Annotated in this window: 24 protein-coding genes and 1 pseudogene; all 25 read right to left on the reverse strand. The window is 32.7% G+C overall.

Annotation, left to right across the window (positions count from 1 at the left end; all coding sequences use genetic code 11):
* Window positions 1–29: 29 nt before the first annotated feature.
* Window positions 30–647, reverse strand: coding sequence for a class I SAM-dependent methyltransferase (locus HMPREF9013_RS04705; RefSeq protein WP_006627232.1), 618 nt, complete (start codon window positions 645–647; stop codon window positions 30–32).
* A 27-nt stretch (window positions 648–674) separates the two neighbouring features.
* Complete coding sequence (locus HMPREF9013_RS04710; protein ID WP_006627233.1) at window positions 675–1,421, reverse strand: alpha/beta fold hydrolase; 747 nt, start codon at window positions 1,419–1,421, stop codon at window positions 675–677.
* Window positions 1,422–1,574: 153 nt separating this feature from the next.
* On the reverse strand, window positions 1,575–1,988 hold the full coding sequence (locus HMPREF9013_RS04715; protein ID WP_006627234.1) for a sigma factor-like helix-turn-helix DNA-binding protein: 414 nt from the start codon (window positions 1,986–1,988) through the stop codon (window positions 1,575–1,577).
* Window positions 1,989–2,242: 254 nt separating this feature from the next.
* Window positions 2,243–3,985 carry an ABC transporter ATP-binding protein gene (locus tag HMPREF9013_RS04720; protein ID WP_006627235.1) on the reverse strand — a complete coding sequence of 581 codons (1,743 nt, stop codon included), beginning with the start codon at window positions 3,983–3,985 and terminating at the stop codon, window positions 2,243–2,245.
* Window position 3,986: 1 nt separating this feature from the next.
* Entirely contained in the window at window positions 3,987–5,699 is a 1,713-nt protein-coding gene (locus HMPREF9013_RS04725; RefSeq protein ID WP_006627236.1) for an ABC transporter ATP-binding protein, read from the reverse strand.
* A gap of 3 nt (window positions 5,700–5,702) precedes the next feature.
* Window positions 5,703–6,827: an ABC transporter ATP-binding protein gene (locus tag HMPREF9013_RS04730; protein ID WP_006627237.1), complete on the reverse strand. Its 1,125-nt coding sequence runs from the start codon at window positions 6,825–6,827 to the stop codon at window positions 5,703–5,705.
* Window position 6,828: 1 nt separating this feature from the next.
* Window positions 6,829–7,119 (reverse strand): ATP-binding cassette domain-containing protein, encoded by a 291-nt coding sequence (locus HMPREF9013_RS07670; RefSeq protein WP_006627238.1) that lies wholly within the window; start codon window positions 7,117–7,119, stop codon window positions 6,829–6,831.
* A gap of 16 nt (window positions 7,120–7,135) precedes the next feature.
* Window positions 7,136–7,822, reverse strand: a complete 687-nt coding sequence (locus HMPREF9013_RS04735; protein WP_006001322.1) for an energy-coupling factor transporter transmembrane component T — start codon at window positions 7,820–7,822, stop codon at window positions 7,136–7,138.
* Window positions 7,822–8,415 (reverse strand): MptD family putative ECF transporter S component, encoded by a 594-nt coding sequence (locus tag HMPREF9013_RS04740; RefSeq protein WP_006627239.1) that lies wholly within the window; start codon window positions 8,413–8,415, stop codon window positions 7,822–7,824. Before HMPREF9013_RS04740 ends, HMPREF9013_RS04735 begins: the two co-directional genes overlap by 1 nt.
* Before the next feature lie 120 nt (window positions 8,416–8,535).
* On the reverse strand, window positions 8,536–9,186 hold the full coding sequence (locus HMPREF9013_RS04745) for a TetR/AcrR family transcriptional regulator (protein WP_006627240.1): 651 nt from the start codon (window positions 9,184–9,186) through the stop codon (window positions 8,536–8,538).
* A gap of 73 nt (window positions 9,187–9,259) precedes the next feature.
* Window positions 9,260–11,585: pseudogene (locus HMPREF9013_RS04750) on the reverse strand (DUF4368 domain-containing protein); the annotation flags it as partial.
* A gap of 41 nt (window positions 11,586–11,626) precedes the next feature.
* Window positions 11,627–11,791: a transposon-encoded TnpW family protein gene (locus tag HMPREF9013_RS04760; RefSeq protein ID WP_006627244.1), complete on the reverse strand. Its 165-nt coding sequence runs from the start codon at window positions 11,789–11,791 to the stop codon at window positions 11,627–11,629.
* A gap of 107 nt (window positions 11,792–11,898) precedes the next feature.
* Window positions 11,899–12,516: an SAP domain-containing protein gene (locus HMPREF9013_RS04765; RefSeq protein WP_009222501.1), complete on the reverse strand. Its 618-nt coding sequence runs from the start codon at window positions 12,514–12,516 to the stop codon at window positions 11,899–11,901.
* Between the two features lie 12 nt (window positions 12,517–12,528).
* Window positions 12,529–12,948, reverse strand: coding sequence for a nuclear transport factor 2 family protein (locus HMPREF9013_RS04770; protein ID WP_006627246.1), 420 nt, complete (start codon window positions 12,946–12,948; stop codon window positions 12,529–12,531).
* Window positions 12,949–13,009: 61 nt separating this feature from the next.
* Window positions 13,010–14,470 (reverse strand): MobQ family relaxase, encoded by a 1,461-nt coding sequence (gene mobQ / locus HMPREF9013_RS04775; protein WP_006627247.1) that lies wholly within the window; start codon window positions 14,468–14,470, stop codon window positions 13,010–13,012.
* A gap of 239 nt (window positions 14,471–14,709) precedes the next feature.
* On the reverse strand, window positions 14,710–15,030 hold the full coding sequence (locus HMPREF9013_RS04780) for a DUF3847 domain-containing protein (protein ID WP_006627248.1): 321 nt from the start codon (window positions 15,028–15,030) through the stop codon (window positions 14,710–14,712).
* A gap of 508 nt (window positions 15,031–15,538) precedes the next feature.
* On the reverse strand, window positions 15,539–17,209 hold the full coding sequence (locus tag HMPREF9013_RS04790) for a recombinase family protein (protein ID WP_006627249.1): 1,671 nt from the start codon (window positions 17,207–17,209) through the stop codon (window positions 15,539–15,541).
* A gap of 42 nt (window positions 17,210–17,251) precedes the next feature.
* Entirely contained in the window at window positions 17,252–17,821 is a 570-nt protein-coding gene (locus HMPREF9013_RS04795; RefSeq protein ID WP_006627250.1) for a type IV secretory system conjugative DNA transfer family protein, read from the reverse strand.
* Window positions 17,818–18,303 (reverse strand): PcfB family protein, encoded by a 486-nt coding sequence (locus tag HMPREF9013_RS04800; protein ID WP_004832485.1) that lies wholly within the window; start codon window positions 18,301–18,303, stop codon window positions 17,818–17,820. Before HMPREF9013_RS04800 ends, HMPREF9013_RS04795 begins: the two co-directional genes overlap by 4 nt.
* The gene (locus tag HMPREF9013_RS04805; protein ID WP_006627251.1) at window positions 18,300–19,151 is read right to left on the reverse strand and encodes an ATP-binding protein; all 852 of its coding nucleotides are present in this window, start codon (window positions 19,149–19,151) and stop codon (window positions 18,300–18,302) included. Before HMPREF9013_RS04805 ends, HMPREF9013_RS04800 begins: the two co-directional genes overlap by 4 nt.
* Window positions 19,148–19,579, reverse strand: coding sequence for a hypothetical protein (locus HMPREF9013_RS07725; protein WP_006627252.1), 432 nt, complete (start codon window positions 19,577–19,579; stop codon window positions 19,148–19,150). The genes HMPREF9013_RS04805 and HMPREF9013_RS07725 overlap by 4 nt, the downstream gene beginning before the upstream one ends.
* A gap of 56 nt (window positions 19,580–19,635) precedes the next feature.
* Complete coding sequence (locus HMPREF9013_RS07730; protein ID WP_006627253.1) at window positions 19,636–19,926, reverse strand: replication initiator protein A; 291 nt, start codon at window positions 19,924–19,926, stop codon at window positions 19,636–19,638.
* An 87-nt stretch (window positions 19,927–20,013) separates the two neighbouring features.
* On the reverse strand, window positions 20,014–20,298 hold the full coding sequence (locus HMPREF9013_RS04815) for a CD1845 family protein (protein ID WP_040333566.1): 285 nt from the start codon (window positions 20,296–20,298) through the stop codon (window positions 20,014–20,016).
* 161 nt (window positions 20,299–20,459) lie between these two features.
* The gene (rlmD, locus tag HMPREF9013_RS04820) at window positions 20,460–21,788 is read right to left on the reverse strand and encodes a 23S rRNA (uracil(1939)-C(5))-methyltransferase RlmD (RefSeq protein WP_006627256.1); all 1,329 of its coding nucleotides are present in this window, start codon (window positions 21,786–21,788) and stop codon (window positions 20,460–20,462) included.
* Between the two features lie 37 nt (window positions 21,789–21,825).
* A complete protein-coding gene (locus HMPREF9013_RS04825; protein ID WP_006627257.1) occupies window positions 21,826–22,485 on the reverse strand; it encodes a hypothetical protein in 660 nt (219 codons plus the stop codon).
* Between the last annotated feature and the right edge of the window lie 23 nt (window positions 22,486–22,508).

Consider the following 22,508-nt stretch of genomic DNA (forward strand, 5'->3'; position numbering starts at 1 on the left):
AACTCTCCTCCAAAATCCCAATTTTAATATTACTTTTTATAAGCAATCATAACGCCGATGGGTGCAAGCCCTCCATGTATCAAATTCATTTCAACTACTGAAAATCCATGCTTCTCAATAAAATCTTTAAATTGTTTTTTATTCCATTCTTGATACATCTTAAATCCCGCAACGGACATTAGCCATTTCTTGAATTTACTTTGCTTTCCCTCTTTCCATAAAAAAGTAGGAGCAAACAAAATACCATTAGGTTTTAATACTCTGTATATTTCTATCATTGCCTTATCAGGATTTGGCATTATATGAAGTGCATTAGCAATGACCACACAATCAAATTCTCCATCTACAAAATTTAATGATGTTGCATCGGCTATTTCAAAGGCAAGATTTTCATATTCTCCATGCTTTCTCGCTTCCAAAATCATTTGTTCAGAAAAATCTGTCCCAATCCAATTTTTTGTATATTTTGAAAGGCTCAAGGATAGTTGCCCCGAACCACAAGCAAGTTCAAGTGCATTCATATCTTTATTCAAATAAGAGCAAATATATTCGCAAACTTTATCATAAACTCCTTTGTCTTTCCTCATAAAAGGAGCATATAGCTTGGCAAATTTATCCCAAAATTCTTTATTGCTTTTATCATTCATTCATAACATCCCCTTAAGTAAGATATTTTAACCAATCTCAGTTTTTATCGTTTTGCAATACTCTTCTATATTCGTTGTTATCTTTGTACAATGGTTTTGCCCATCCCATATTTTTAATGTTGCATATGGATATTCGTTAAAAATAACTTTCTTCGCATATTTTAAGTTAATTTCCTTAGAGCCATAACAGAATATGCACCTCTTTTGTTCTACTTCTGATAATTTGGGAAGATCTACAAATGCACAATCATGGCAGATGTTTTTAATGCTTTGTTTATCTATTCTGATTAAAGTTTCAGCCATCATTCGTCCCATTTTTTCTCCGTATATGCTTATAATTTTTCTATTAGCTGAGTCATTATTTTTAATCGCTTTTTTCCGTTCATATAGAAAAATATTTCTTATAATAAACTCTAAAATACTCGCATTTTGACATAAACTACATCCCTCAAATAAAGCTTTAGCTATTTTTATATCCTTGTATTTTAATAATTCTAGTAACACTACACCACCTATTGATGCTCCAAAGGCTAAAGAAATATCTCTAATATCATTTTCTTTAAGATAATTATGCAAATTTTCGCTTTCTTGTCTTACTGATAGATACTTTTTATCAATCAATCTACCATGAGCAGACAAATCCGGAATAATATATCTATACTCATTTCCAATATTATCGGCAATTAACTTTTTCATTCCCTCAGCAGAAGAAAGCATTGGATGTATGAGTAAAACTATTTTTTCCTTGTCTTTATTTATGTCAATATATTCCATTTTGAACACCTCACAAACGGAAGTTAGTCTACATTAACTAATAACATTTTATCATTTTTAAGCCATTTTTCTATATCAGCTTTTCGTGTTACATAACGGTATTTTACAAAGAAAGGTTAAGCACCTTTTTTGATACTTAACCTTTCCAAGTTTTTAGATTTTATCTTCTAAAATCTTTCTCAGTTTTTCTAAAATCTTATCCCTCCTTTTTCCGATTGTTTGATAGCTTACTTTTTCTTTTTTACCGATTGACCTTAGACTTTCCTCTCTGTAGAAGATGGCTTCCATTAACTCTCGTTCTTCTTTTGTCAGTGTAGCTAATGCCTTGTTTAATTCTTCAATTTGCATTTTTACTTCTACAATTTTTTCTAAGTCTATTTTTTCATCTATGATGTTATCTACAAAGTGTCCGTCATGATCCAGTGCTGAAAATGATATAACATTATGCTTCCAATCTTTTCTTTGGAGATACTTTTCATGCTCTGTTATCTTCCAGTAGGCTTTGTAAACTTCTTCACTTACAGGTACAGCTTTTCCTTTTACATAAAGGTAATATTCTTTAGCCATAGTGTTATCCTCCTTTTCCTGTTCTCTGTTTTGCTTTTTGAGAATAAAAAAGGAGGACTTCTACACTTTGGCGTAAAAAGTCCTCCAAAAAGAAATGAATCTATCTTTTCTTCAGATATATTTAGTTGCTTGAGATAATAAGAAACTATAAAGCAAGAAGAATTTTTTGTTATTTCTTTTTTCTATATGAAAAAGATTTTTCATCTTACTCACCCATTTCTTACATCTAACTAATATTCATATATCAAACCTTTCTAAACTACCCATTCTTCAGATTTTCTTCTATTTGCAATAAAATCTCTATATATACCTTCTTTTGATTTCAGTTCAGTATGTGTTCCTATTTGTTCAATAACCCCATTTTTCAAAACAATTATTTTATCTGCATTTCTTACAGTAGATAGCTTATGTGCAATAACTATTGTAGTTTTGCCCTTTAATAGATTTTTTAATGCAATCAATAATTGCTTTTCATTTTCAGGATCTACGCTTGATGTTACTTCATCAAGAATTACAAATTTACTTTGTTTCAACATTGCTCTTGCTATAGATATTCTTTGCCTTTCTCCACCTGATAAATTAGAGCCTCCTTCTTGTAAAATAGTATTGTATCCATCAGGAAGTTTCATAATAAAATCATGGCATTGAGCTTTTTTTGCAATATCAATCACTTCTTCGTCAGTAGCATTTGGATTACCAAATTTAATATTGTTTTTTACTGTATCATCAAATAAATATACATCTTGAAATACAAAGCTAAAATTAGATAGAAGTTGGTCATAATTATATTCTTTGACATTGCTGCTACCAATTTTCACTTCACCTGATTGCACATCCCAAAATCTTGCCATAAGATTGCATAAAGTTGTTTTTCCACTACCAGAGAACCCGACAAGAGCTGTTGTTTTCCCTTCAGGAATTTTCAAACTTAGATTTTTAAAAAGTTCACTATCATCATAAGAAAAAGAAACATTTTTCATTTCAATTTCTACTGTGTCAACTTTCGTTTTATTGCCCTCTTTAATCACTGGTAGACTTCTTAAATTTATCACGCTATTTAAATTTTGAACTGCAACCCCTTTAATACTCTGCATACTACCTGCTAATTCAAACCCGGAAAAAACTATAAAACTCATAACAATCAACATAATAGATTTAGTCGCATCGATACTTCCTGAAAAATATCTCATTAAAGAACTAAATATAATTACACATATACCTATTTTAAATACCAACAGAAATAGAAATTGTGTAGGTACTAAAATTTTTTCTACTGCAAAAAAACCTTTACGACTCTCTACGATACTATCATTCAATTCTTTAACTGTATTTTCATCTTTTCCAAACGCTTTTATTATTCCAATTCCTTTTACATACTCTATTATTTTCGAACTTAAATCCAACTTAAGTCCCAGTAATTTTCCAGTTAAAATATCTGTCTTTTTTTGTGTTGACATATTAACTAAGACTCCAACAATCAAAGTTAAAAGGATAATTATGGCTGTTATTAAATCATACGGAAGAACAAATAATACCATTATCATTGTCTGTATTGTTCCAACGAGCATTTGCTCAATGATCAAAACTGCCACTGTTTCAAGTTCGCCTATAACAGTTGACAATCCGCCTGATACATTTCCCAAAGAATTTGTGGTGAAATATCCCATATTTACATTCTTAAGGCGATCACCTATATACAGTCTGTTTTCAGCACCTAAGCTATAAGAAGCAATGTATTTATTCCTATCTGCCAAATAACCAAATAAAATTTTTCCAACTACGCTCATTGTTGCAATTGCAAAAACAGTATAAATATCCTTAATTACAATGCTTTGACCCTTAAAAATACTTTCACAAATTTTCATTAAGCAAAATAGAATAGCACCTAAAGAAACCCCTTCAAATATCCCTTTTATTACATCAAAGATAAGCATTTTGGTTATTCTTTTAGAATATGAACCAGAAACCTCGTATAAAGTTTTTAATAATTCTCTCACTTTAAATCACCTCAATTTCCTTAGCTTCTGTATATACATCCCACATTTCTCTATACCTACCATTTAATTCGAGTAATTTTTCATGAGAACCTTCCTCAACAATATTTCCGTTATCTACTACTATAATTTTATTAGCATTTACAATAGTTGAGAGCCTGTGAGCAATCATAATAACTGTCTTATCTTTAATCAGTGCATCAATTGATTCTTGAATAATAGCTTCATTATCTGGATCTGAATATGCAGTTGCTTCATCAAGCAATACAATCGGACTATTTTTAAGAAAACTTCTCGCAATTACAATTCTTTGTCTTTCTCCGCCTGAAAGACTTGAACCTCCCTCCCCTACAACCGTTTCATATCCATTAGGGAGATTCGTAATAAAATCATGACAACTTGCTTTCACACAAGCTTCTTTGATTTCATCCATGTTTGCATCTTCTTTTGCTACTCTTAAATTCTCTAAAATAGTTTTATTAAAAAGAAAATTTTCTTGAGATACATAGGTGATAAGTTCCATATTTTGTTTCAATGGCATGTCGTTAAGGTCAACATCTCCTATAAAAATTTTGCCTTTGTCAATGTTCCAAAAACCAGCTATTAACTTTGCAATTGTTGACTTTCCTCCACCGGAGTTCCCAACTATTGCGGTAAGCTCCTTTTCATTTGCTTTAAATGAAATATTATTTAATACATTTTTAGAGTCATCATATGCAAATGATACATTTTGAAACTCTACATCATATGATTTTATATGTTTTAGTTGTTTTCCTCGCTCAAGATCAGGAATTTCCATAACTTTATTTATTTCTTTCATAACCATTTTCACATTTGCCATAGTTTCCAAATGGCTCATTGCTTTTATAAGAGGTTTATATGAAGCATAAGACAATAAAATACACATAATTAGTGAACTCATTTCTACGCTTCCTTGCATAAATAAATATAATGATGTTGGTAAAACAAAAATCATCGTTGCAGGTATAGTTTCCATTGCCCCAGTCATCGAAAAGCAAACACTTAAATACCAATCAAGCATTGACTTTTTATTTTCATTAACCGTCTCTTTAAATTTTCCAAATGACGATGCTGACTTATTAAATGCTTTAATGACCTTAATACCATTAACATATTCCACCATTATAGTATTCATAGCCTTAGATGCTTCTTGGTACCTTTTTGATTTTTCTTCATATCCCCTCATCATCATCATAAAAAATAGCAAACCAAGTGGAATCGTAAGTAAATTAGCTACCCCTATCCTCCAATCCATAATAAAAATTATTACTACTAATACAATTGGTATAAGTAAATTTGCAATTACCTCTGGGATTACATGAGCAATAGGCTGTTCCATCTTATCAAGCGTTTCTACCATAAATTGTGACCATTGACCGCTACTTCTTTTTTCAATCTCTCCCATGGAAATTTTACTTAGCTTATCAACTAATTTTTTCCTTTTTCCCTCAATTACCCTATATGCTAAATTGTGAGAAATAATGGTTGAAAATTCATGAAATAATATACTGCCTAAAAGCCCAACCAACACTGCTAATATATATGGAATATAAGCACCTATTTCTACTTTTCCTTCAACAATATTGTTAATAATATTTGCAACTGAAAAGTAAGGAATGACACCTAACCCAACTCCTATTATTGCAATTAAAGCAGATGCAAATACTTTTCCCTTATGCTCTTTTAATACTTCCATCTTTTACCTTCTTTCACTAAATCCGTATATTTCTCCATCAGATATTTCAAATAATTTGTTACAAGCGTTATCAATTAGCTCTTTATCATGTGTTACAATAAATACTATTTTATTTTTTGAGAACTCTTTAATAACTTCGCTTATTTGCATCATATTCAAATAATCTAAACCACTCGTCGGCTCATCTAAAATAATAATTTCTCTATTCATTAACATACCAACTGCTACAGCCAGTCTTTGCATTTGTCCTCCTGACAAGCACATAGGATGTCTATTTTTCATTTTGATGAGTTCTAATTTAGTTAAGATACTATCTATCTGTTCTTTATCAACGCTTGAATCAAACAAAGTGAATTCATCCATCAAACTCTCGGAAAACAATTGATGAATCACATCCTGCATCACCATATAGCAAAGCGTTCTTCTTTTTTTATATTTATAAAGACTACCGTTATAGCTTATAGTCCCAGCATTTTCTTTTAATAAACCACATATAATTTTCATCAATGTAGTTTTTCCTTGCCCATTTTTACCGGTAATTGCTATAATATCTCCCTTGTTAGCAGAAATATTTATATTTTTCAAAACACATTTATGATTATTCCTATAATTTAAATTTGATATTACAAACTCATCTGTTTTATGGAATTCAATTGGAATTACAAAATCATTATTATCTTTTTTTGTAAAGGCTCTCAGCCCCATTTCTTTTCTCATTTTATTATCGATCAGAGCAAATTCTGTATTTGAAAAAGTGTGTTTCACCTTTCCGTCTTCTAAATAAATTGCTTTATCAATTAAATCAACAAGAAAATACAATCTATGTTCAGATATAATAATTGTCTTACCTTGTTCTTTAAGTTTAATAAGCATTTCTCTTATTTTATCAATGCCACATTCATCAATATTTGCAGAAGGTTCATCAAACACATATATCTCCGGATTTGTAGCGTATACAGAAGCAACTGCAAGAATCTGCTTTTCTCCGCCTGACAATTCAAATACATTCCTATTTTTTAAATTCTCTATATCTAATTCATTTATTGTGTTTTGAACTTTAGCCTTTATTAAACAAGGTTCTATCCCCATATTTTCTAATCCAAATGACAATTCTCCATCAGAATCCAAATTAAAAAAATTGTGTTTTGGGATTTTGAAATATAGAACCAACTTTTTCAGCAATTTCAAATGTTTCCATTTCTCTTACTGATTTATTGTAAATTGTAACCTTACCTTGATAATTGCCCTCAATAGCATGTGGAATTAAACCGTTTATCATTTTTAATATAGTAGTTTTTCCACATCCACTTTTTCCACACAATAAAACAAATTCACCTGCTTTGATTTCTATATTTAAATCACTAACTTGTATCTCATCTTCTGCTTTGTACGAGAAAAATACTTTTCTCATTTCAATCATTAAATTCACCTCTCTACTACAAAACATTCCCGATTAACAAATATAAGACTGCTAAAAAACTTGCACCAATAACAAAAACATCAATCACCTGAATTGACGATTGAATTTCATATGTTCTTTTAGCAGGGTTATCAATTCCACGAGCTATAATTGCTTGACTTAATTCTTCTGCCGTATTCGATGCCGAAACCATTAAAGGCATTAAAGCAAACTTTATTTTTTTAATGCCCTTTATATTTCTCAACTTTAGTGCATTTGAAATATGGTGTAGCTCTTCTTTAAGTGCAGGGAAATACCTCATGCTAATTACCAGTGCAATAATAAGTGCTTTAGGAAACTTAATTTTTTCTAAGGCTTGCATCAACATTCGTATTGATGTGGTTTGTATTAACATCTGAGCAGCCAAATAACAAGGAGTTAATTTAATAACAGTAACAATGAGAATGTTAAAATTAGCCACCAAAACTTCAGGCATTATAGGGAAAAGTTTGTACTCAATTATGCTTACAAAAGCATAATTGAGTACTGCTGTAAATATTTTGTTACCAATCCCAAGTAAAAATGAAAGCAACATAAGTATGACAATAAAAGCAGTTACAACAATGTATTTCCCTGTAGAAAAAACACAAATACTTGTTGATAATAGTAAAATTATCTTAGTCCTATCGTCTAACTTAATTACTCCATTTGGGATAACGCCCATTATATAAGCCCCGCCTTCTCAAAATGTTTTTTTAGTATAACCTTACCTATAAGTCCGCCTATCATTCCTACAACAAAAGCTAAAGCCAAACAGCCTATCAAAGAACCAATAGAAATCATATTTTTTAACTGACTAACATATTTAGGATCCATCCCCATATCAATAATTGATTTCATGTAGCTTTCTTGGAATAACCACATTGGAAGCGGAGAGCCTATAAACCCCATTGCTAAAATTCCTGATGATATTACCGCTCCTTTTACACTTTTATATCCTGTTATTGCTCTTGTAATTTCAGCTAATACTCCAACAATTGCAAAGCTCATCAACATTGTCCATGTGCATTCACCTGATATAAAATATATAAGTCCAGTTATCAAAGAAAGTAATAATGCTGTTCCTTTTTTAGGTACTTTTGTAACCAAAAACATATAAACAAAGCTGCACACAAGTCCTGCTATTGATGGCCATAGCAACCATATTATTGGAGAAAACATTGCTAAAATCATTGTTAACAATGAAACAACCATATATATAGTCGAAAAAATTCCTATATTGACTAAATCTTTTATTTTTAATTTGTTTTCATTCATTTTTAATACCTCCGTTATTTAGTAAATAATTTTTAATTCTGTTTACTTCCCCTAAAAATGCAGAAAATCGGGATTACCCCGATTTCAATAGTCTCTTATATAGTTACCATGTTTAAGTTTTCATTTAATAATCCTCCCCCATCCAAAATTCATCGCAGCCTCCATCATGCTGATAAAGTTCAAGGCGTTTTTATAAGAATATTGATGTGTTATTATCTCAAATAAAGGAGTACAAGCCATCGTGTAAAGTATGTGAAGTTCATCATCATTTAAGTCATTCACTTCAATCTCTTTTTCTTTTAAAACTTCAATTAGTTTCTTTGCTCCTTGAACTTCTAAATTTACCAAATCATTACGAATAAATTCATATTCAGTGCCTTGTGAACAATTAAAAAGCAAATTAAACACAGAAAAATTCTGATAAATAAACCTTAATAATTCTTCGTTGCTATTATCAGACTTTTTTTCAAAACACTCCAATCCATTTAATTTAATTTCATTTATTGCCTGATTTGTAAGTTCTTTATTTCTTGTGTATAGATGGTTTAATATTGGACTCACAATAGCCTTAAAAATGTCTTCTTTAGACTTAAAGTGTTTATATATTGCACCCGGTGTAACTCCCGCATTTTTAGCAATTACACGCACAGATGCCTGTTCAAATCCATGCTCTGTAAACTCATCATTTGCACTCTGTAAGATTTTTTTAATTGTAGCTTCTTTGTTCCTCACTAATTTTTCACCTCTATCTAAGATAACACTGTTTACCATATGTTAGCATAATCTAACCTCAAAGTCAATCCACAATATTCTACTGAAAATCTCTTGCCGGTATTCCAACTCTTTTCAGAACCTTTAATTTTTCCTGTTTCTTCTGCTCCCTTCTTGCCTTATATTTATCTTCATACTCTTTCTGTTTTCCACTTGCTTTTCGCTTTAGATAATTTTGATGTAGCTTATCTTTTCTTTCCTTGATTTTTCTTTCTTCTTCCTCAAGTTTTTGTTTTTCTTCATCACTTAACTCTGCCTGTGGCAGTTCGTAATTGCCTATGAAATTAAAATAAATTTCTATCTTTTGCTTTGATGTTTGACTTCCTTTTCTATCTCTTTCATGTACGATAATTTTTTCTACAAATTCATTTATCATTGTAGTTGTAAGTTCATCAATGTTTTCATAGCGACTGATAAGGGATATAAACTTCTTGGCTCTGTCTGTTTCTTTTTCATATCTTGCAACTTGCTGCTCCAAATCCTTAATTTCTTTACTTAAAGCTACCTGTTCTGTTTCATATTGGTTATTTAGTATCTCATATCTGCTATTTGGTATTTTGTTAAGGATCATATCTTCATAGATACGGCACATCAGTCTTTCTAATTCCTGTAATCTCCCTTTGCTGTCAATAAGCCTTGTGCGTTTCTTTTCTATCTCTATTTTTCTTTTTCTTCCATTTCATTTTGAATGGAACGGATAAAGGCTTCGTTATCTTCATCAAGATATTTTTTAATATCTTTTAGTGTTTCCTGAATAAGATTTAAGACTACTTCCGCTTTTATCCTGTGAGCGGAGGGACAAAGTGTGCCACAAGGTACTTTCTTGTAATTGCTGCAAACATAGTATGGGACATTCTTGTAGTTGCTTGTTCTATGAACATACATCTTGCTTCCACAATCTGCACAATACATCAGTCCTGTTAGTGGGTGATATTCGCCCCAACCGTCAGGATATCTTTTTACATTTCCTCTTATCCTTTGCACATTATCAAAGGTTTCTTGGTCTATGATTGGTTCATGCGTATTTTCAAATATTAGCCAGTTATCTTCCGATACATATTTGCTTTTCTTGTCTTTAAAGTGTTTTCTTGTTTTGAAATTGACTGTATGCCCCAAGTATTCTTGTTTCTTTAAAATGCTTGCTATGGTTGAGCTGCACCAACGATAGGGATGTTCAAAGTTTTTGCTTTGATATAGTCCATAGCCTAATTTCTGTTGATGATAGGCGGGTATATCTACTTTTTCACTCTCCAATATCTTTGCTATTCGATACGGACCATTACCTTGCATGGTCATATTAAATATTCGTCTTACTACTTCGGCTGCTTTTTCATCTACTATCCATTTGTTTTTATCTTTTTCATCTTTGATATAGCCATAAGGCGGTGTGCTTGCAGTATGTTTCCCACTTTCGCCTTTTGACCTGAAGGTAGATTGGATTTTTCTTGATGTATCTCTTGCATACCATTCATTCATGATATTTCTAAAGGGGGTAAAATCATCTTCTCTGTAAAAGCTATCTACATTGTCATTGATAGCGATTAGTCTTACTCCCTTTTGTCTTAGTATCTCCATACATTGACCGACTTTGAGGTAATCTCTGCCAAGTCTGCTCATATCTTTTACGATGATACAACCGATATTTCCTTGATTAACTCCGTTCATCATTGCCATAAATCCCGGTCTGTCAAACTGCGTTCCACTGATTCCATCATCTGTAAAGTGAATGATGTTTGACAAATTATTTTTGCTTGCGTATTCTTCCAATATTTTTTTCTGATTGATGATAGAGTTACTCTCTCCTTGCAGTTCATCATCACGACTTAATCTCTCATAGAGTGCTGTTATCTTTTCAAAATTCCTCATTTTTACCCCCTTTCTCTTAATTTTTCAATAAAAAAGAATTAAGAAGTACATATTTCACTAAAATAGTGATTAAGCGTTCTCCTTAATTCTATTACTCCCGCAGCCAATTTGTACTTTTTATATTGCTTCACTGCAAAGTGTGTAGGTTCTTTCTTCTCCAGTGCTTCAAAGAGTCTATCTATCGGATTCATATAGCTCTCATCATCTTCTCTAACTTCTGAAGCGTCTATCATATCGAGAAGCGTTGCGAAGTTCTTTTCCTCAAATGGAGCTTCATACCAAATGTATCCAATAAGTGCTGTGTAGTAGAGCTTCTCAGCTTTTACCCAAAAATCTTCACCTGCTTTTTCTCCCTCTCCTTTCGTATTTGCTATAATTGTCTGCACCAATTTCAAAATATCTTTCTCAGAACGGATATAAGCAAAAGGATTGTATTTCATAGACTTTTTGAAGTTAATGGTATTTAAGATTTTTATCTCATAGCCGTTATCTTCAAGCATCTTTCCACATTCAAGGACTATCGTTCCTTTTGGAAAGATTTGTCAAGGACATAAACAAAATTTCTTTGACAAATTTATATCTTCTCTGTTTCTCTCTTGATTAGCTTTAGTATTTTATCCTTGTATGTTTCCCCTGTACCTTGCTTGAAATGTAAGTTTACGGTGTATTTTGTTTTTCCAATATCCATTATTAACTGTTTATGTTGTGGTTCTTTTATTACTCTTTTTTCTTCTTCCATGTGTCCTCCTTTCCGTTTTTAAGCAAAGAAAAAACAGCAAACCTTTTTGATTTACTGCTTTCGTGTTAGCTTTTATTGAATTGTTAGTTTAGCAAGCTAAAAATATCCTACTTGCAATACTCTTTTATTTTATCGGCATATTCAGTCAAAAGATTCTTTGAATAAATTTTTTCATTTCTTGAATTTCTGACTTCTTTCCAAAGAATAGAAGCTACTTTTAATTTGTTTGAGTAGTTGCAACTATTTTCGTCTGCACAGAAATCCTTTAAAAATTGATTCCATTGACAAACCGAATTATCATACTTTGCATAATCTGATTTCCCATAATAAACTTTTAGCATATCTTGAATTGTAAAACTCAAATCATTTTCTCTTTTTACTTTTCTCCAAACTGTTGCCATATCAGCAGTAAATTTAAATGGTGAGATACCTGTTAAAACAGTGAAATATTCTCTGAACTTTGCATTAAAAGAAAAACCACATTCAAGTAATGGTGTATCTAAAGTAATATTTTCCACTTGCTTCTTTTCATTTTTTATTGATGATTTTTTAATCAAATTGCCCTTAAAGTATTGCTCAATAATATAATTGAGTTCCTGTTTTGTGCCTCTATATTCTAATCCTAATGACTTGCATATCTGTGAAAGTTCTTCACGATACCAATAGTATTTAGTAAATTCATCAAACGATGTAATTTTGTCAAACTCAGGTCTACTTTCCATCAATATTTTATCTCCTCAAAACCAATTTACTTTTTCATCTCTAAATAATGGTGTTTCACTCTCTTTGTAAGGATTGTAGTTGTTACAATTACAACCAAACTCTTTCAACGCCTTTATCTTATTATCGGCTGTCCAAACAATCAAAGAGATACCGTCAAATTCTTCAACTTTCCCCTCATTCATTTTATTTTTGAAGTGCCATTCTACAATAGTTTGATTATCCTTATGAAAAAATTGCTTTATATCCCACGCAAGAACTTTTCCTCTTGTATTCCACTCATTAAACCAGTGCTTTACTGTTTGCCGATTTTCATACTTAGGACACCAACTCTCAATATAAATCACATCATCCAAAAAAATATCATCTATTCCTAAGTCTTGTTGTGTAAGCCACATATCAAACCATAAACGAATGATTTTCTCTCTTTCATCCATGAATTTAAGCACCTCCAAAATCAAATACTTGTTTAATATTATACCATTTTTTCGCTTGATTTTATAGGTCTAACTCGTTCCATTTTACCTGTGTTAGTTGCTTTGAATGTTCCTGTAACTGTTCAATACAAGTCTTAACTTTTTCAGCTTGTTCAACTTCTTCTCGTATTTCTAATATTTGATTGTATAGGCTCTTTTTCTCTTTCTTCAAAGTGATAAGTTCTGATTTCCATTTACTGATGGCTAAGGTCTTGTTTTCTCCTAAATGCTCTTTCAGATATTTCTTAGCACTCTCAAACAAAATAAGCTCTGCGACATGTTCGTTGTAAAAATATTCCTGTTTGCTTTTCTTCAATTTTGTATAGGCTTTGTAGATGTCTTTATGCTTCAAATACTTCTCTGCTTGTTCGATAAGTTTGGTGTTATCATCCACTTTCTTTTCAACATCTTTTAAGACTCTTGTAGTCTTGTAGTTCTTATCTCTTAAAGCAAGTATATTTCCTTTTAACTCCGATAATGAAGTGATGTTTTTCTCTTTAAGTAGCTGATAACTCTCAATATATTTTTCTAAGTCTGCATTATAGTTATCTGCATTGTTACGGATAAGATTTTCAAAAACAGATAATAGGTTTTCTTTTGGTGGGAGGGTAGATTTTATGTTTTCCGTTTCTGCTTTTTCTTCTTTTCCAATTCCCCTTATCCAATTTAATAAGGCTTTTATTCTTCTTGAGATTTCTCTTAATATTTTGTTCTGATATCTGATTTCCCGATTGATATTTCCTCTGTCTGTAACAATACCTTTCTTCTCCATTTGAGTTGCTGATACTCCTAAATGAATTGTCGGTATTTGCTCTATGCCCTGTCTTTGATAGGAACGATGGTCTACTTTTTCCTGTATGCTGTTTCCTTCAAGATATTTGTTTGTAATACCTGCCCATGCTTTCCTCCACTGCTCAGCCTTTTCTTGCTCGTTCCAGTCCGTTGTATTTATCTTTCTTGTTTTGTAATTGCCGTTTTTAAGTTTTACTTTTTCTCCGTTTTCATCAAGGATATATTCCTTTTTTGATTTTGCTCCCCATGTTGTATCTTCATTTAACGGTCGCATTGTTAGTAGGATATGTGCGTGTGGGTTTCCATCATTTTTATCGTGTAAGGCAATGTCGGCACACATACCAACATTTACAAAATTATCTTTTACATACTCCCTAACAAGTTCAATCTGTTTTTCTCGATTTAGTTCTTTAGGTAAAGCAATTTCGATTTCTCTTGCAAGCTGTGAGTTTTTACTCTTTTCTATTTTCTCTACGCTATTCCATAATGTTCCCCTGTCTAAAAATGCCTGTGGTGCATTTTGTGGCAATAGGATTTCTGTATGGGCTATTCCTCCTTTTCTTGTAAAGTCATGGACTATGCCGTCATACTCGTTTTTTATCTTTTCGCCACTTCGATAGGCGGAAGCTGCTACTGCACTTTTGCCTTTGCCTCTTGAGATAATCTTTATGCAAAGATGATATATCGCCATAGTCAAAAACCTCCTTTCCATTTTTGATATTGGTGTGGTGGCGATGATAAAGACTTACTAAAAAAATCGGATAGCTTTTATCCGATTGCTTTTGGTAAGTACACAAGGGGTAGGAAATTTATTTCCGTAGGGGAGTGTAGCTCCCCTGTATCAGCTTTAGCTGATATGCTCTCTGCAAGAGCTTTCGGAGAACGCACACACCCTTTAGGGTGTATAAGTGCGCCCTTGTAAACAAGGGACTATTCCTCTGTTTCCGTTACTCCCTCTTGTGTTTCTGTAATTTTATTTTCGCTTTGTCCTCGTTCTTCTACTATTTTTAAGATTTTTTGATTGACTATTTCTTTTATATTCGGAAGTGTGATTAGCTGATAAAATTCGTCTTTGGTAAAATCCCTACTCTCGTTAAAGATACTTTCAAAAACTGCTCCTTTTTCATATATCCTTTTATCTCTCTTTTTTCTTTCTTCCTGTTTCTGCTGACTGATGAGTTTTCTTCTTTTGTTTTGTAACTGCTTGATTTCTTCTTCTGCCATTAAAATTTTTTCATCTATATTTTTCATTTTGATTTCCTTTCTTCTGTTTTTGGACAAAGAAAAACAGTAAACCTTTTTTGATTTACTGTTTCGTAAGTTGTTATATCATTGCTTGTATTTAATTGTTTTACTTCGACAAACTGGAATTTGGCGAGCTATTGATTTTTCTTGTAGAAAAAACTTCCTAAAAAGTTACCAGTCAGTGAAATCACGCCATATGCCAATATATAAATAGATGCACTGGAGTTATAAAAAATAAATAGGGTCGGTGCAAATATTAGCATAATAATCACCGGAAACAACCAGTTAGAAGAATTTTTAACTCCAAAAATTAACGAAACTAAAAACAAATTATTGGAATTACAGTCAACAAAATAAACATTCCACTTCCAGTATCTTTAATGAGAAATGGTAATAGATAAAAAGCAAGAGTTAATACAACCAAGTATGGTATCATTTTTCTAAATTTTTCCATTCCAAGACCTCCACAAATTCTAATTTGTCTATCTCAATAATTAGTAAGATTATACCATTTTTAAGCCATTTTTTCTATATCGGCTTTTTGTGGCACTTGACAGTTGCCTATAAAGTTAAAATACACATCAACTTGCTGTTTTCTGTCTTTGCCTTTTCTTCCTCCTGTTGCTTCATGGACTACAACTTTTTCTATATACTCATTTATCATTGGTACTGTAAGTTCTTCAATATCAGTATATTTCTCTATCATTTTTAGGAATTTATCGGTGTCAACTTTTCTTTGATGATAGCTTTCAATTTCTTGTTCAAAATACTGTATTTGTTTTTCTAAGTCTTGTTGCTCTGTATCATAGGTATTAAATAATCTATCAAAGTGTTTTACAGGAATTTTTCCAAGTGCGTGGTCTTCGTATAGTTTTGTAATAAGGGTGGTTAGTTCTGTATTTCTTGATGACAGTTTTTCTAACTTCTCTTTATCTCCTTGATACTTTTCTTCTCTTTTTTCATCGGATAATTTGTTCATCACTTTTAGGAATTCTTGCTTTTCTTCTTTGGCAAAGTCTGTGATTTCTTTGATTGATTTTAGGAGAATTTCATTTACTGTTTTTACTTTGATGTAGTGCATACTGCAAGTGCCTTTTCTGTGTCTGTAATGTTGACATACAAAAGAGTAATCACTATCGTATTTCTTTTCTTTATGTTCTGCCGGCTCTCTGTAGCTTAATTTACCTCCACAATCTGAACAGATTAAAAGCCCTGTAAATGGGTGTGAGGTTGTCCCGTACTTCGGACTTCTTCTTACTGTTTTTCTTAGCCTTTGGGCGTTATTCCATGTTTCTTCATCAATGATGGCTTCATGGGTATTTTTGAAGATAATGAGTTCATCTTCTTTTGCCTTTCTTCTTTTCTTAGTTTTGTAATCAAGGCATATTGTTTTACCAAGTACATTGTGTCCCATATATTCTCTTTTTTCTAAAATATAACCTACTGTGGTCGGTGTCCAAAAATATGGATCGTCTATTCCTCTTTTCTTAGAACTGTGGTTATTTTCAGGATAATGTATTTCTGCATAGGCTGATGGTATAAGAACTTTATCCTTGGTTAGTATATCTGCTATCTGCGTTACTCCATATCCCTCTATTACAAGATGGTAAATGCGTTTTACGACCTTTGCACTCTCTTTATCGACAAGTAACTCCTGTTTGTTCTTAGGGTTTCTGTAATAGCCGTATGGTACGCTTGGTGATACTCTTTTACCCTCTTCCATTCTTGCTCTGAATATAGATTGTATTTTCCTTGAGGTATCTCTTGCATACCATTCATTCATGATATTTAGAAATGGAGTGAAGTCGCTTTCTGCTTGTTTCTCGCTATCTATTCCGTTATTGATGGCGATAAACCTTACTCCCTTTTCTTTGAAAAGTATTTCGGTGTAAAAGCCTACTTTGAGGTAATCTCTGCCAAATCTACTCATATCTTTTACTATCACAGTAGATACTTTGTTTTCTTCTACTGCTTTTATCATCTTTTGAAATCCCTCTCTATCGAAGGTTGTTCCGCTTACTCCGTCATCGGTATAGTGATAGATATTTACAAAGCCGTTTCTTTTAGCATAGCTTTCAAGTAATTGCTTTTGATTTGTGATGGAATTGCTTTCTCCTTGCATTTCATCATCACGACTTAAACGCTCATAAAGGGCTGTTTGTCCTGTTCTTTTTGTATTTGACATGAGAATTACCTCCTTTCCAAGTTTTTATTATTTTCTCTGTCCCTAAGAGGTTAATCCTTTCGGATCGGTTACGCAATATGACGAGTGCATCTGCATTAAGTTCGGCTTTACATAAAATCTTGTCTTACCGGAGCCTGAACCACCAATAACCAAAACATTCTTATTTCTTGCATACTTTGGATTAGCCGGTCTGCCATTCATAGTTAATCGTTCTGTTTGCGTAAGTATGATATTATTTTGAAACTTTTCATCCATATATGGCTCTATATCTTTTTTCGTTCCCCATCTTGCTGAGCCATACTCTTTCCCCTGTCTAAACTTTTTAGCATTTTTCCCTTTGGTATATACGATAAATTTGATTAAAACAGCTACTACCACGCCCATTATAATATCCGTAGGATGAAGGCTTGGAAGAAAGCTCATCGTATTAATCTCTAATATCCCTTGAAAAATTTTGTCAATAATATCGCCACCTATATAGGCTCTTACATGATGTGAAAAGATATTACCTATATAGAAAAATGCAAGATAGGGAATGTTCTGCTTTAGAAACTTTACCTTATCTTGCACCTTAAATAAGCCTTTGATGTCCTTTAATATTTTATCTATCATAGGCTCTGCTCCTTTTGTTTATTCTTGATTTTATCTTTGGAAACAGAGTTTTTAGCCATCTCCTTGAACTTCTCAATATTCTTATGAATGGACTCCTTCCTTTCCGTTTTCTTTTCTGATTCTGAAAGGGCATGCTTAAATGCTTTGTCCATAACCTTCATATCTTTAGCTTGAAAGAATACTGAGTATTTCCCACTTTCCTTATCTTTCATCACTGAAAACTTTACCCCATACCGATTAAGTTCCTTTTTGAGTTCCTTAAGTTCTGCTTCTTCAACTGGAATTTCTTCAAGCTGTCCCTTTTTAACCATATCTTTTAGCTTTACTTCATTTCCGTTAGTATTAACCAGCTTTTCAAGTCCTCCAAGTTTTTCTGCTTCTTTCATCAATTTCTTTAACAAGTTCAGAATTAGCTTTCCTGTTACTTTAGCAGCTCTAACTTCCATATTCAGTGTTTTTCTTGCTATTTCTTCATTGATCAACTTCTCTCACCTCCATTCAGCAGTCTGTCCTTATTCCGATTCAGTTTGTCCTTTTGAATAACCTTTCTAAAATCTTCTCCTACAACCATAACAGGAATACACATCTCTATGATTCTTGAGTAGATTCTTTGATACTCTACGCTATCCTTACAATTTTGGATTGTGTCGTAGGAAAGGTTAGTGGTAAAGATAGTCGGTTTCTGTTTTAAGTACCTGTTATTAACAATGTTATATACTTGCTCTTTGGCATAGCTTGTATCTCTTTCTATTCCTAAGTCATCCAAGATAAGAACGGAAGTATTTACAAGGGATTCAATATATGCGTTCTTGTCAAAATCAAATCCTCCCTTTTGCAGTTCATTGATAATCTGTGAAAAATTTCTTATTTTAACGCCTATTCGATACTGTTCAATAAGGCTATTTGCAATGGAGCAGGCAAGATAGGTCTTTCCGCTACCTACTGAGCCATAAAAAAGGAGTCCGATATTTTCTTTTTTCATTTCCTCATAGTCTTTTACAAAGTTCTTTGCAATTATAAGGCTTTGATTTTCTTCTCCCTGATAATTTTCAAATGTGTATGACCACTGAATAATCGAGTTAAAGCAGCTACTCTTTAATCGTTCAATCTCCATCTGCTTTTGTCTTTCTTTTTCTCTTGCCTCTCTATCTCTATCGCATTTGCAAGAAATCTTAAATATCATCTTGTTATCAAAGAACTCCATCACTTTTCCGTCTTTTCTTTCATGGCAAACTTTACAAAATGCGTGTCCGTCCTTGATATATTCTTTTTCAGGATCGTAAGAATACTCTACATCTTCTATCATTACTTTTTCTAATTCTTTCATCATAGGTGTTCTCCTTTATCATATTCTTCCCATGTCGGGATATTTGATGTTTTCACTTTTTTACTTCTTCCCTGATCTTTATAGAACCAAGAAAGGATTGTCGCTTTATGGTCTTTATAGGTCTTTCCGGTGCTTTTGATATATGCAGATAATCTCTCAATGTAATTATCAAGCTGTGAGTTCATTATGATTTGTAAATCGGATATATCTTCTGCCGTTAAAAATACATTTTGAAATGTTCCAAGCCCGTTTTCGCTAAAACTATATTCTCTCTTACTATACTTACTCTTATTATTCTCTATATAGTTAGAGTCAAGATTTTGAACTTCCTGAAGTTCATTTTCTTTACTTCTGAGGTTAAAATCTTTTACTTCTGAAGTTAAGTTTTTTGACTTCTGAAAGTCATTTTCTTTTACCTGAAATACGCTCATAAAGTCTTTAACATATATGACATTCGGCTTACCAAGCCCAAGCCTTACTCTTTCAATCAGTCCGATTCCTTTTTCATATCGAGTTCATCTAATGTTTTTATAGCTGTCGGCTTTGAGATATTTCTTCTTCTCATAATTTCTTCGACTGTGAAATAGATAAATACTCTGCCTTCCTTGTCCACCCAATTATTCTTAAAGGACATTCCTGTTCGTTTCAAAAGCATAGAATAAAGGATAATTGCTTCAGCAGACAGTCCCTTAAATTCTTCTCCGTCTACCAATATTTCAGGTACTTTTAGAAAGTTAAATCTTTCTGCTTCTCTGTTATAGAAATAGTCAAAGTCCATCGCTTCACCTCCATCCTTAAAAATTGGCAAAGAAAAAGACGATAGTTTTTTATCTATCGCCTTTGGCAACCATTTGTATGAATTTTTTTAGATTGATTTTATTGCTTCATTGATTCCCTGAAGGAACGCTATAACTGTTGCTCCAACCATTGGTATTCCATAAGGACTTAACAAAAATCCTAATACCAATGCCTCAATGCCAAGTGATATATCTTTTTGCATAAATGATCCTATTGCAGCAACTATACACATAAGCATTAAGAAATACAGAATAGTTGTTCCTATGCCAAGTATAAATGTCAAAAAGGCAGTGATGATACTAAGCAGCAAGCTGATTGGAAACAGTATTATTTTCGTTATCCACCTAATCATTTTTTATTCCTCACTTCCCAATTCATCCTTTGTATCTCCACACACCATATCAATGCAAACATAAACATCAATATAATTTTTCAGGACTTTTTTTCGTCCTCCATCGCCATCTTCATTAAAGACATAATGCTTGTAAAACTGCTTAAAATGCAGGATTTTTACTATTTCACTCTTTGTATCAACGCTATGCACTCCACATGTACAGTTTGCGGAAAAAGATCAACCGGCTGAACCGTTTCAACCTTAAAACCCATTGATTGTAGAAATTCTAAATCTCTAGCCAAGGTACTAGGATCACAAGAAATATACACCATTTTCTTCGGCTCCATCTTTTGAATCGCTTGAAGTGTTTCTAAAGAACATCCCTTTCTTGGCGGATCCACAATCACCACATCAATACTTTCTTTTGTTTCTACAATTTTCTTAGCCCCATCTTGTGCATCCATGCACCAGAATTCTAAATTATCCTGACAATTCAATTGAGCATTCGCTTTCGCATTATCAATCGCTTCTGGAACAATTTCAATACCAATCACCTTTTTAGCTATCTTAGCAGCTAAAATGCCAATCGTTCCCGTTCCACAATACAAATCCACAACCGTATCTTCTTTTGAAATATCAGCCAATTCTAAAGCCTTCACATATAAAACCTCTGTCGCATAAGGATTCACCTGAAAGAAAGACTTGGCGGACAATTGAAAATTCATCCCCAATAAAGATTCCTCTAGAAATAAAGGACCAATCACTTCAAAAATAGGGCCATCTAGAATGACATTAGTTTCTTTAGGATTCTTCAAATACGAAAACGAAGTGATATTTGGAAACTCTTTGACCAACTCCAAAGCTAATTTTTTTGACTTCTCAAAAGGATATTCACGAACAATAGGCATCACCATCACTTCATTCCTTTGGTGAATATGGCGGATAAACAAGTATCGAAAATTGCTGGTCAAATGATGTTGATTCAAAAACCTTTTCACAAAATGAGTAATTTGGTTCGACTCTTCGGTTTCCACCATACAATCCTCATACACAACCACATCATGTGAATGATTTCGATAAAAACCCAATTGAGCCAATCCATCTTTTTCTTGAATGGGCACCTGAACTTTATTCCGATACCTTTCTTGTTTAGGGGAAGGAAGAATGGGATGAATCCGGTTTAAATCCAATTGGTGCCTCAAAAAATGTATTTGAACGATTTCTTGTTTCAAAGAAAGCTGTTCCTGATAGGCCATATGCTGAAGTTGACATCCACCACATAAGCGAGCAATCGAGCAACTTGGCTTTACCCTCTTTTCTGATACTTCTAAAATTTCTATAACTCGTGCAAAAGCATATGTTTTTTTCACTTTAGTTAAAGCCACTCTTGCCTTTTCCCCCCTTAAAAGACCAGGAATAAATAGAACAAAAGAATCCAGCTTCGCTAACGCAAACCCTTCTGTCGTATATCCACTAATTTCAACCACATATTCTTCATTCTTTTTCATATCGATAATAAAAGGGGATTTCCCCCTTTTTTCCTTTTTATTGCGTCGACTTTTCTTTACTGCCTGTCACTTCTTCAGTCTTAGCTGCTTTTTTTTCAGCATCACTCTTGGCCTTTGCCTTCTTACGATCTTCCACAGCCTTTCTTAAAGACTTCGCCACTTCTTCATTTACCGGTTTAGAAACCAATTGTTGAGAAGGAGATTTCATTGAAGAGTTCTTTGTTTCAATGACATAGGCAAATCCTTTTTTCGTATTATCATTCACATTATAAACATGCACTTCCAAATCGTACATCTTCTTACCGTCCTTTTGAGTGAAATACGTATCTACAGGTAAGATTTTAACGATCGCCTGATAGGCTTCATTCGCTTTTTTCTTAAGCGTATCCGCCGAGGCATCATCGTTCATGTCCACATAAACTCTTAATGTTGCTGTTTTCAAATGAACTTCACGTGCTTGAACACCATTAATCTTGGCAATAGCTTCCTCTATCTTAGTCAACTGTTCTTTTTGAATAGCCGGATTTAAATCTCCCTTAAAACGGTCTCTGATAACTGGAGATCTCGACTCCATATAACTAGATAAGAAAGTCCAACCAAAATAAATAAATGGTAGAAGAATGAGTACTAATAAGACCACAAATAAAATTCCTGTGGTATGTCTTTTTTTCTTTTGAGTATTTTTTTGTTTTGTCATATCTTTCTCCACTCTTAGTTTAG

Source organism: Bulleidia extructa W1219 (genome assembly GCF_000177375.1).
Lineage (GTDB): Bacteria > Bacillota_I > Bacilli_A > Erysipelotrichales > Erysipelotrichaceae > Bulleidia > Bulleidia extructa.

Coding starts and splice junctions, on each gene's coding strand:
- HMPREF9013_RS04705 (WP_006627232.1), bottom strand. CDS start 647: ATGAATGATAAAAGCAATAAAGAATTTTGGGATAAATTTGCCAAGCTA.
- HMPREF9013_RS04710 (WP_006627233.1), bottom strand. CDS start 1,421: ATGGAATATATTGACATAAATAAAGACAAGGAAAAAATAGTTTTACTC.
- HMPREF9013_RS04715 (WP_006627234.1), bottom strand. CDS start 1,988: ATGGCTAAAGAATATTACCTTTATGTAAAAGGAAAAGCTGTACCTGTA.
- HMPREF9013_RS04725 (WP_006627236.1), bottom strand. CDS start 5,699: ATGGAAGTATTAAAAGAGCATAAGGGAAAAGTATTTGCATCTGCTTTA.
- HMPREF9013_RS07670 (WP_006627238.1), bottom strand. CDS start 7,119: ATGATTGAAATGAGAAAAGTATTTTTCTCGTACAAAGCAGAAGATGAG.
- HMPREF9013_RS04735 (WP_006001322.1), bottom strand. CDS start 7,822: ATGGGCGTTATCCCAAATGGAGTAATTAAGTTAGACGATAGGACTAAG.
- HMPREF9013_RS04740 (WP_006627239.1), bottom strand. CDS start 8,415: ATGAATGAAAACAAATTAAAAATAAAAGATTTAGTCAATATAGGAATT.
- HMPREF9013_RS04745 (WP_006627240.1), bottom strand. CDS start 9,186: ATGGTAAACAGTGTTATCTTAGATAGAGGTGAAAAATTAGTGAGGAAC.
- HMPREF9013_RS04760 (WP_006627244.1), bottom strand. CDS start 11,791: ATGGAAGAAGAAAAAAGAGTAATAAAAGAACCACAACATAAACAGTTA.
- HMPREF9013_RS04770 (WP_006627246.1), bottom strand. CDS start 12,948: ATGGATGAAAGAGAGAAAATCATTCGTTTATGGTTTGATATGTGGCTT.
- mobQ (WP_006627247.1), bottom strand. CDS start 14,470: ATGGCGATATATCATCTTTGCATAAAGATTATCTCAAGAGGCAAAGGC.
- HMPREF9013_RS04780 (WP_006627248.1), bottom strand. CDS start 15,030: ATGAAAAATATAGATGAAAAAATTTTAATGGCAGAAGAAGAAATCAAG.
- HMPREF9013_RS04790 (WP_006627249.1), bottom strand. CDS start 17,209: ATGTCAAATACAAAAAGAACAGGACAAACAGCCCTTTATGAGCGTTTA.
- HMPREF9013_RS04795 (WP_006627250.1), bottom strand. CDS start 17,821: ATGATAGATAAAATATTAAAGGACATCAAAGGCTTATTTAAGGTGCAA.
- HMPREF9013_RS04805 (WP_006627251.1), bottom strand. CDS start 19,151: ATGATGAAAGAATTAGAAAAAGTAATGATAGAAGATGTAGAGTATTCT.
- HMPREF9013_RS07725 (WP_006627252.1), bottom strand. CDS start 19,579: ATGAGCGTATTTCAGGTAAAAGAAAATGACTTTCAGAAGTCAAAAAAC.
- HMPREF9013_RS07730 (WP_006627253.1), bottom strand. CDS start 19,926: ATGGACTTTGACTATTTCTATAACAGAGAAGCAGAAAGATTTAACTTT.
- HMPREF9013_RS04815 (WP_040333566.1), bottom strand. CDS start 20,298: ATGATTAGGTGGATAACGAAAATAATACTGTTTCCAATCAGCTTGCTG.
- rlmD (WP_006627256.1), bottom strand. CDS start 21,788: ATGAAAAAGAATGAAGAATATGTGGTTGAAATTAGTGGATATACGACA.
- HMPREF9013_RS04825 (WP_006627257.1), bottom strand. CDS start 22,485: ATGACAAAACAAAAAAATACTCAAAAGAAAAAAAGACATACCACAGGA.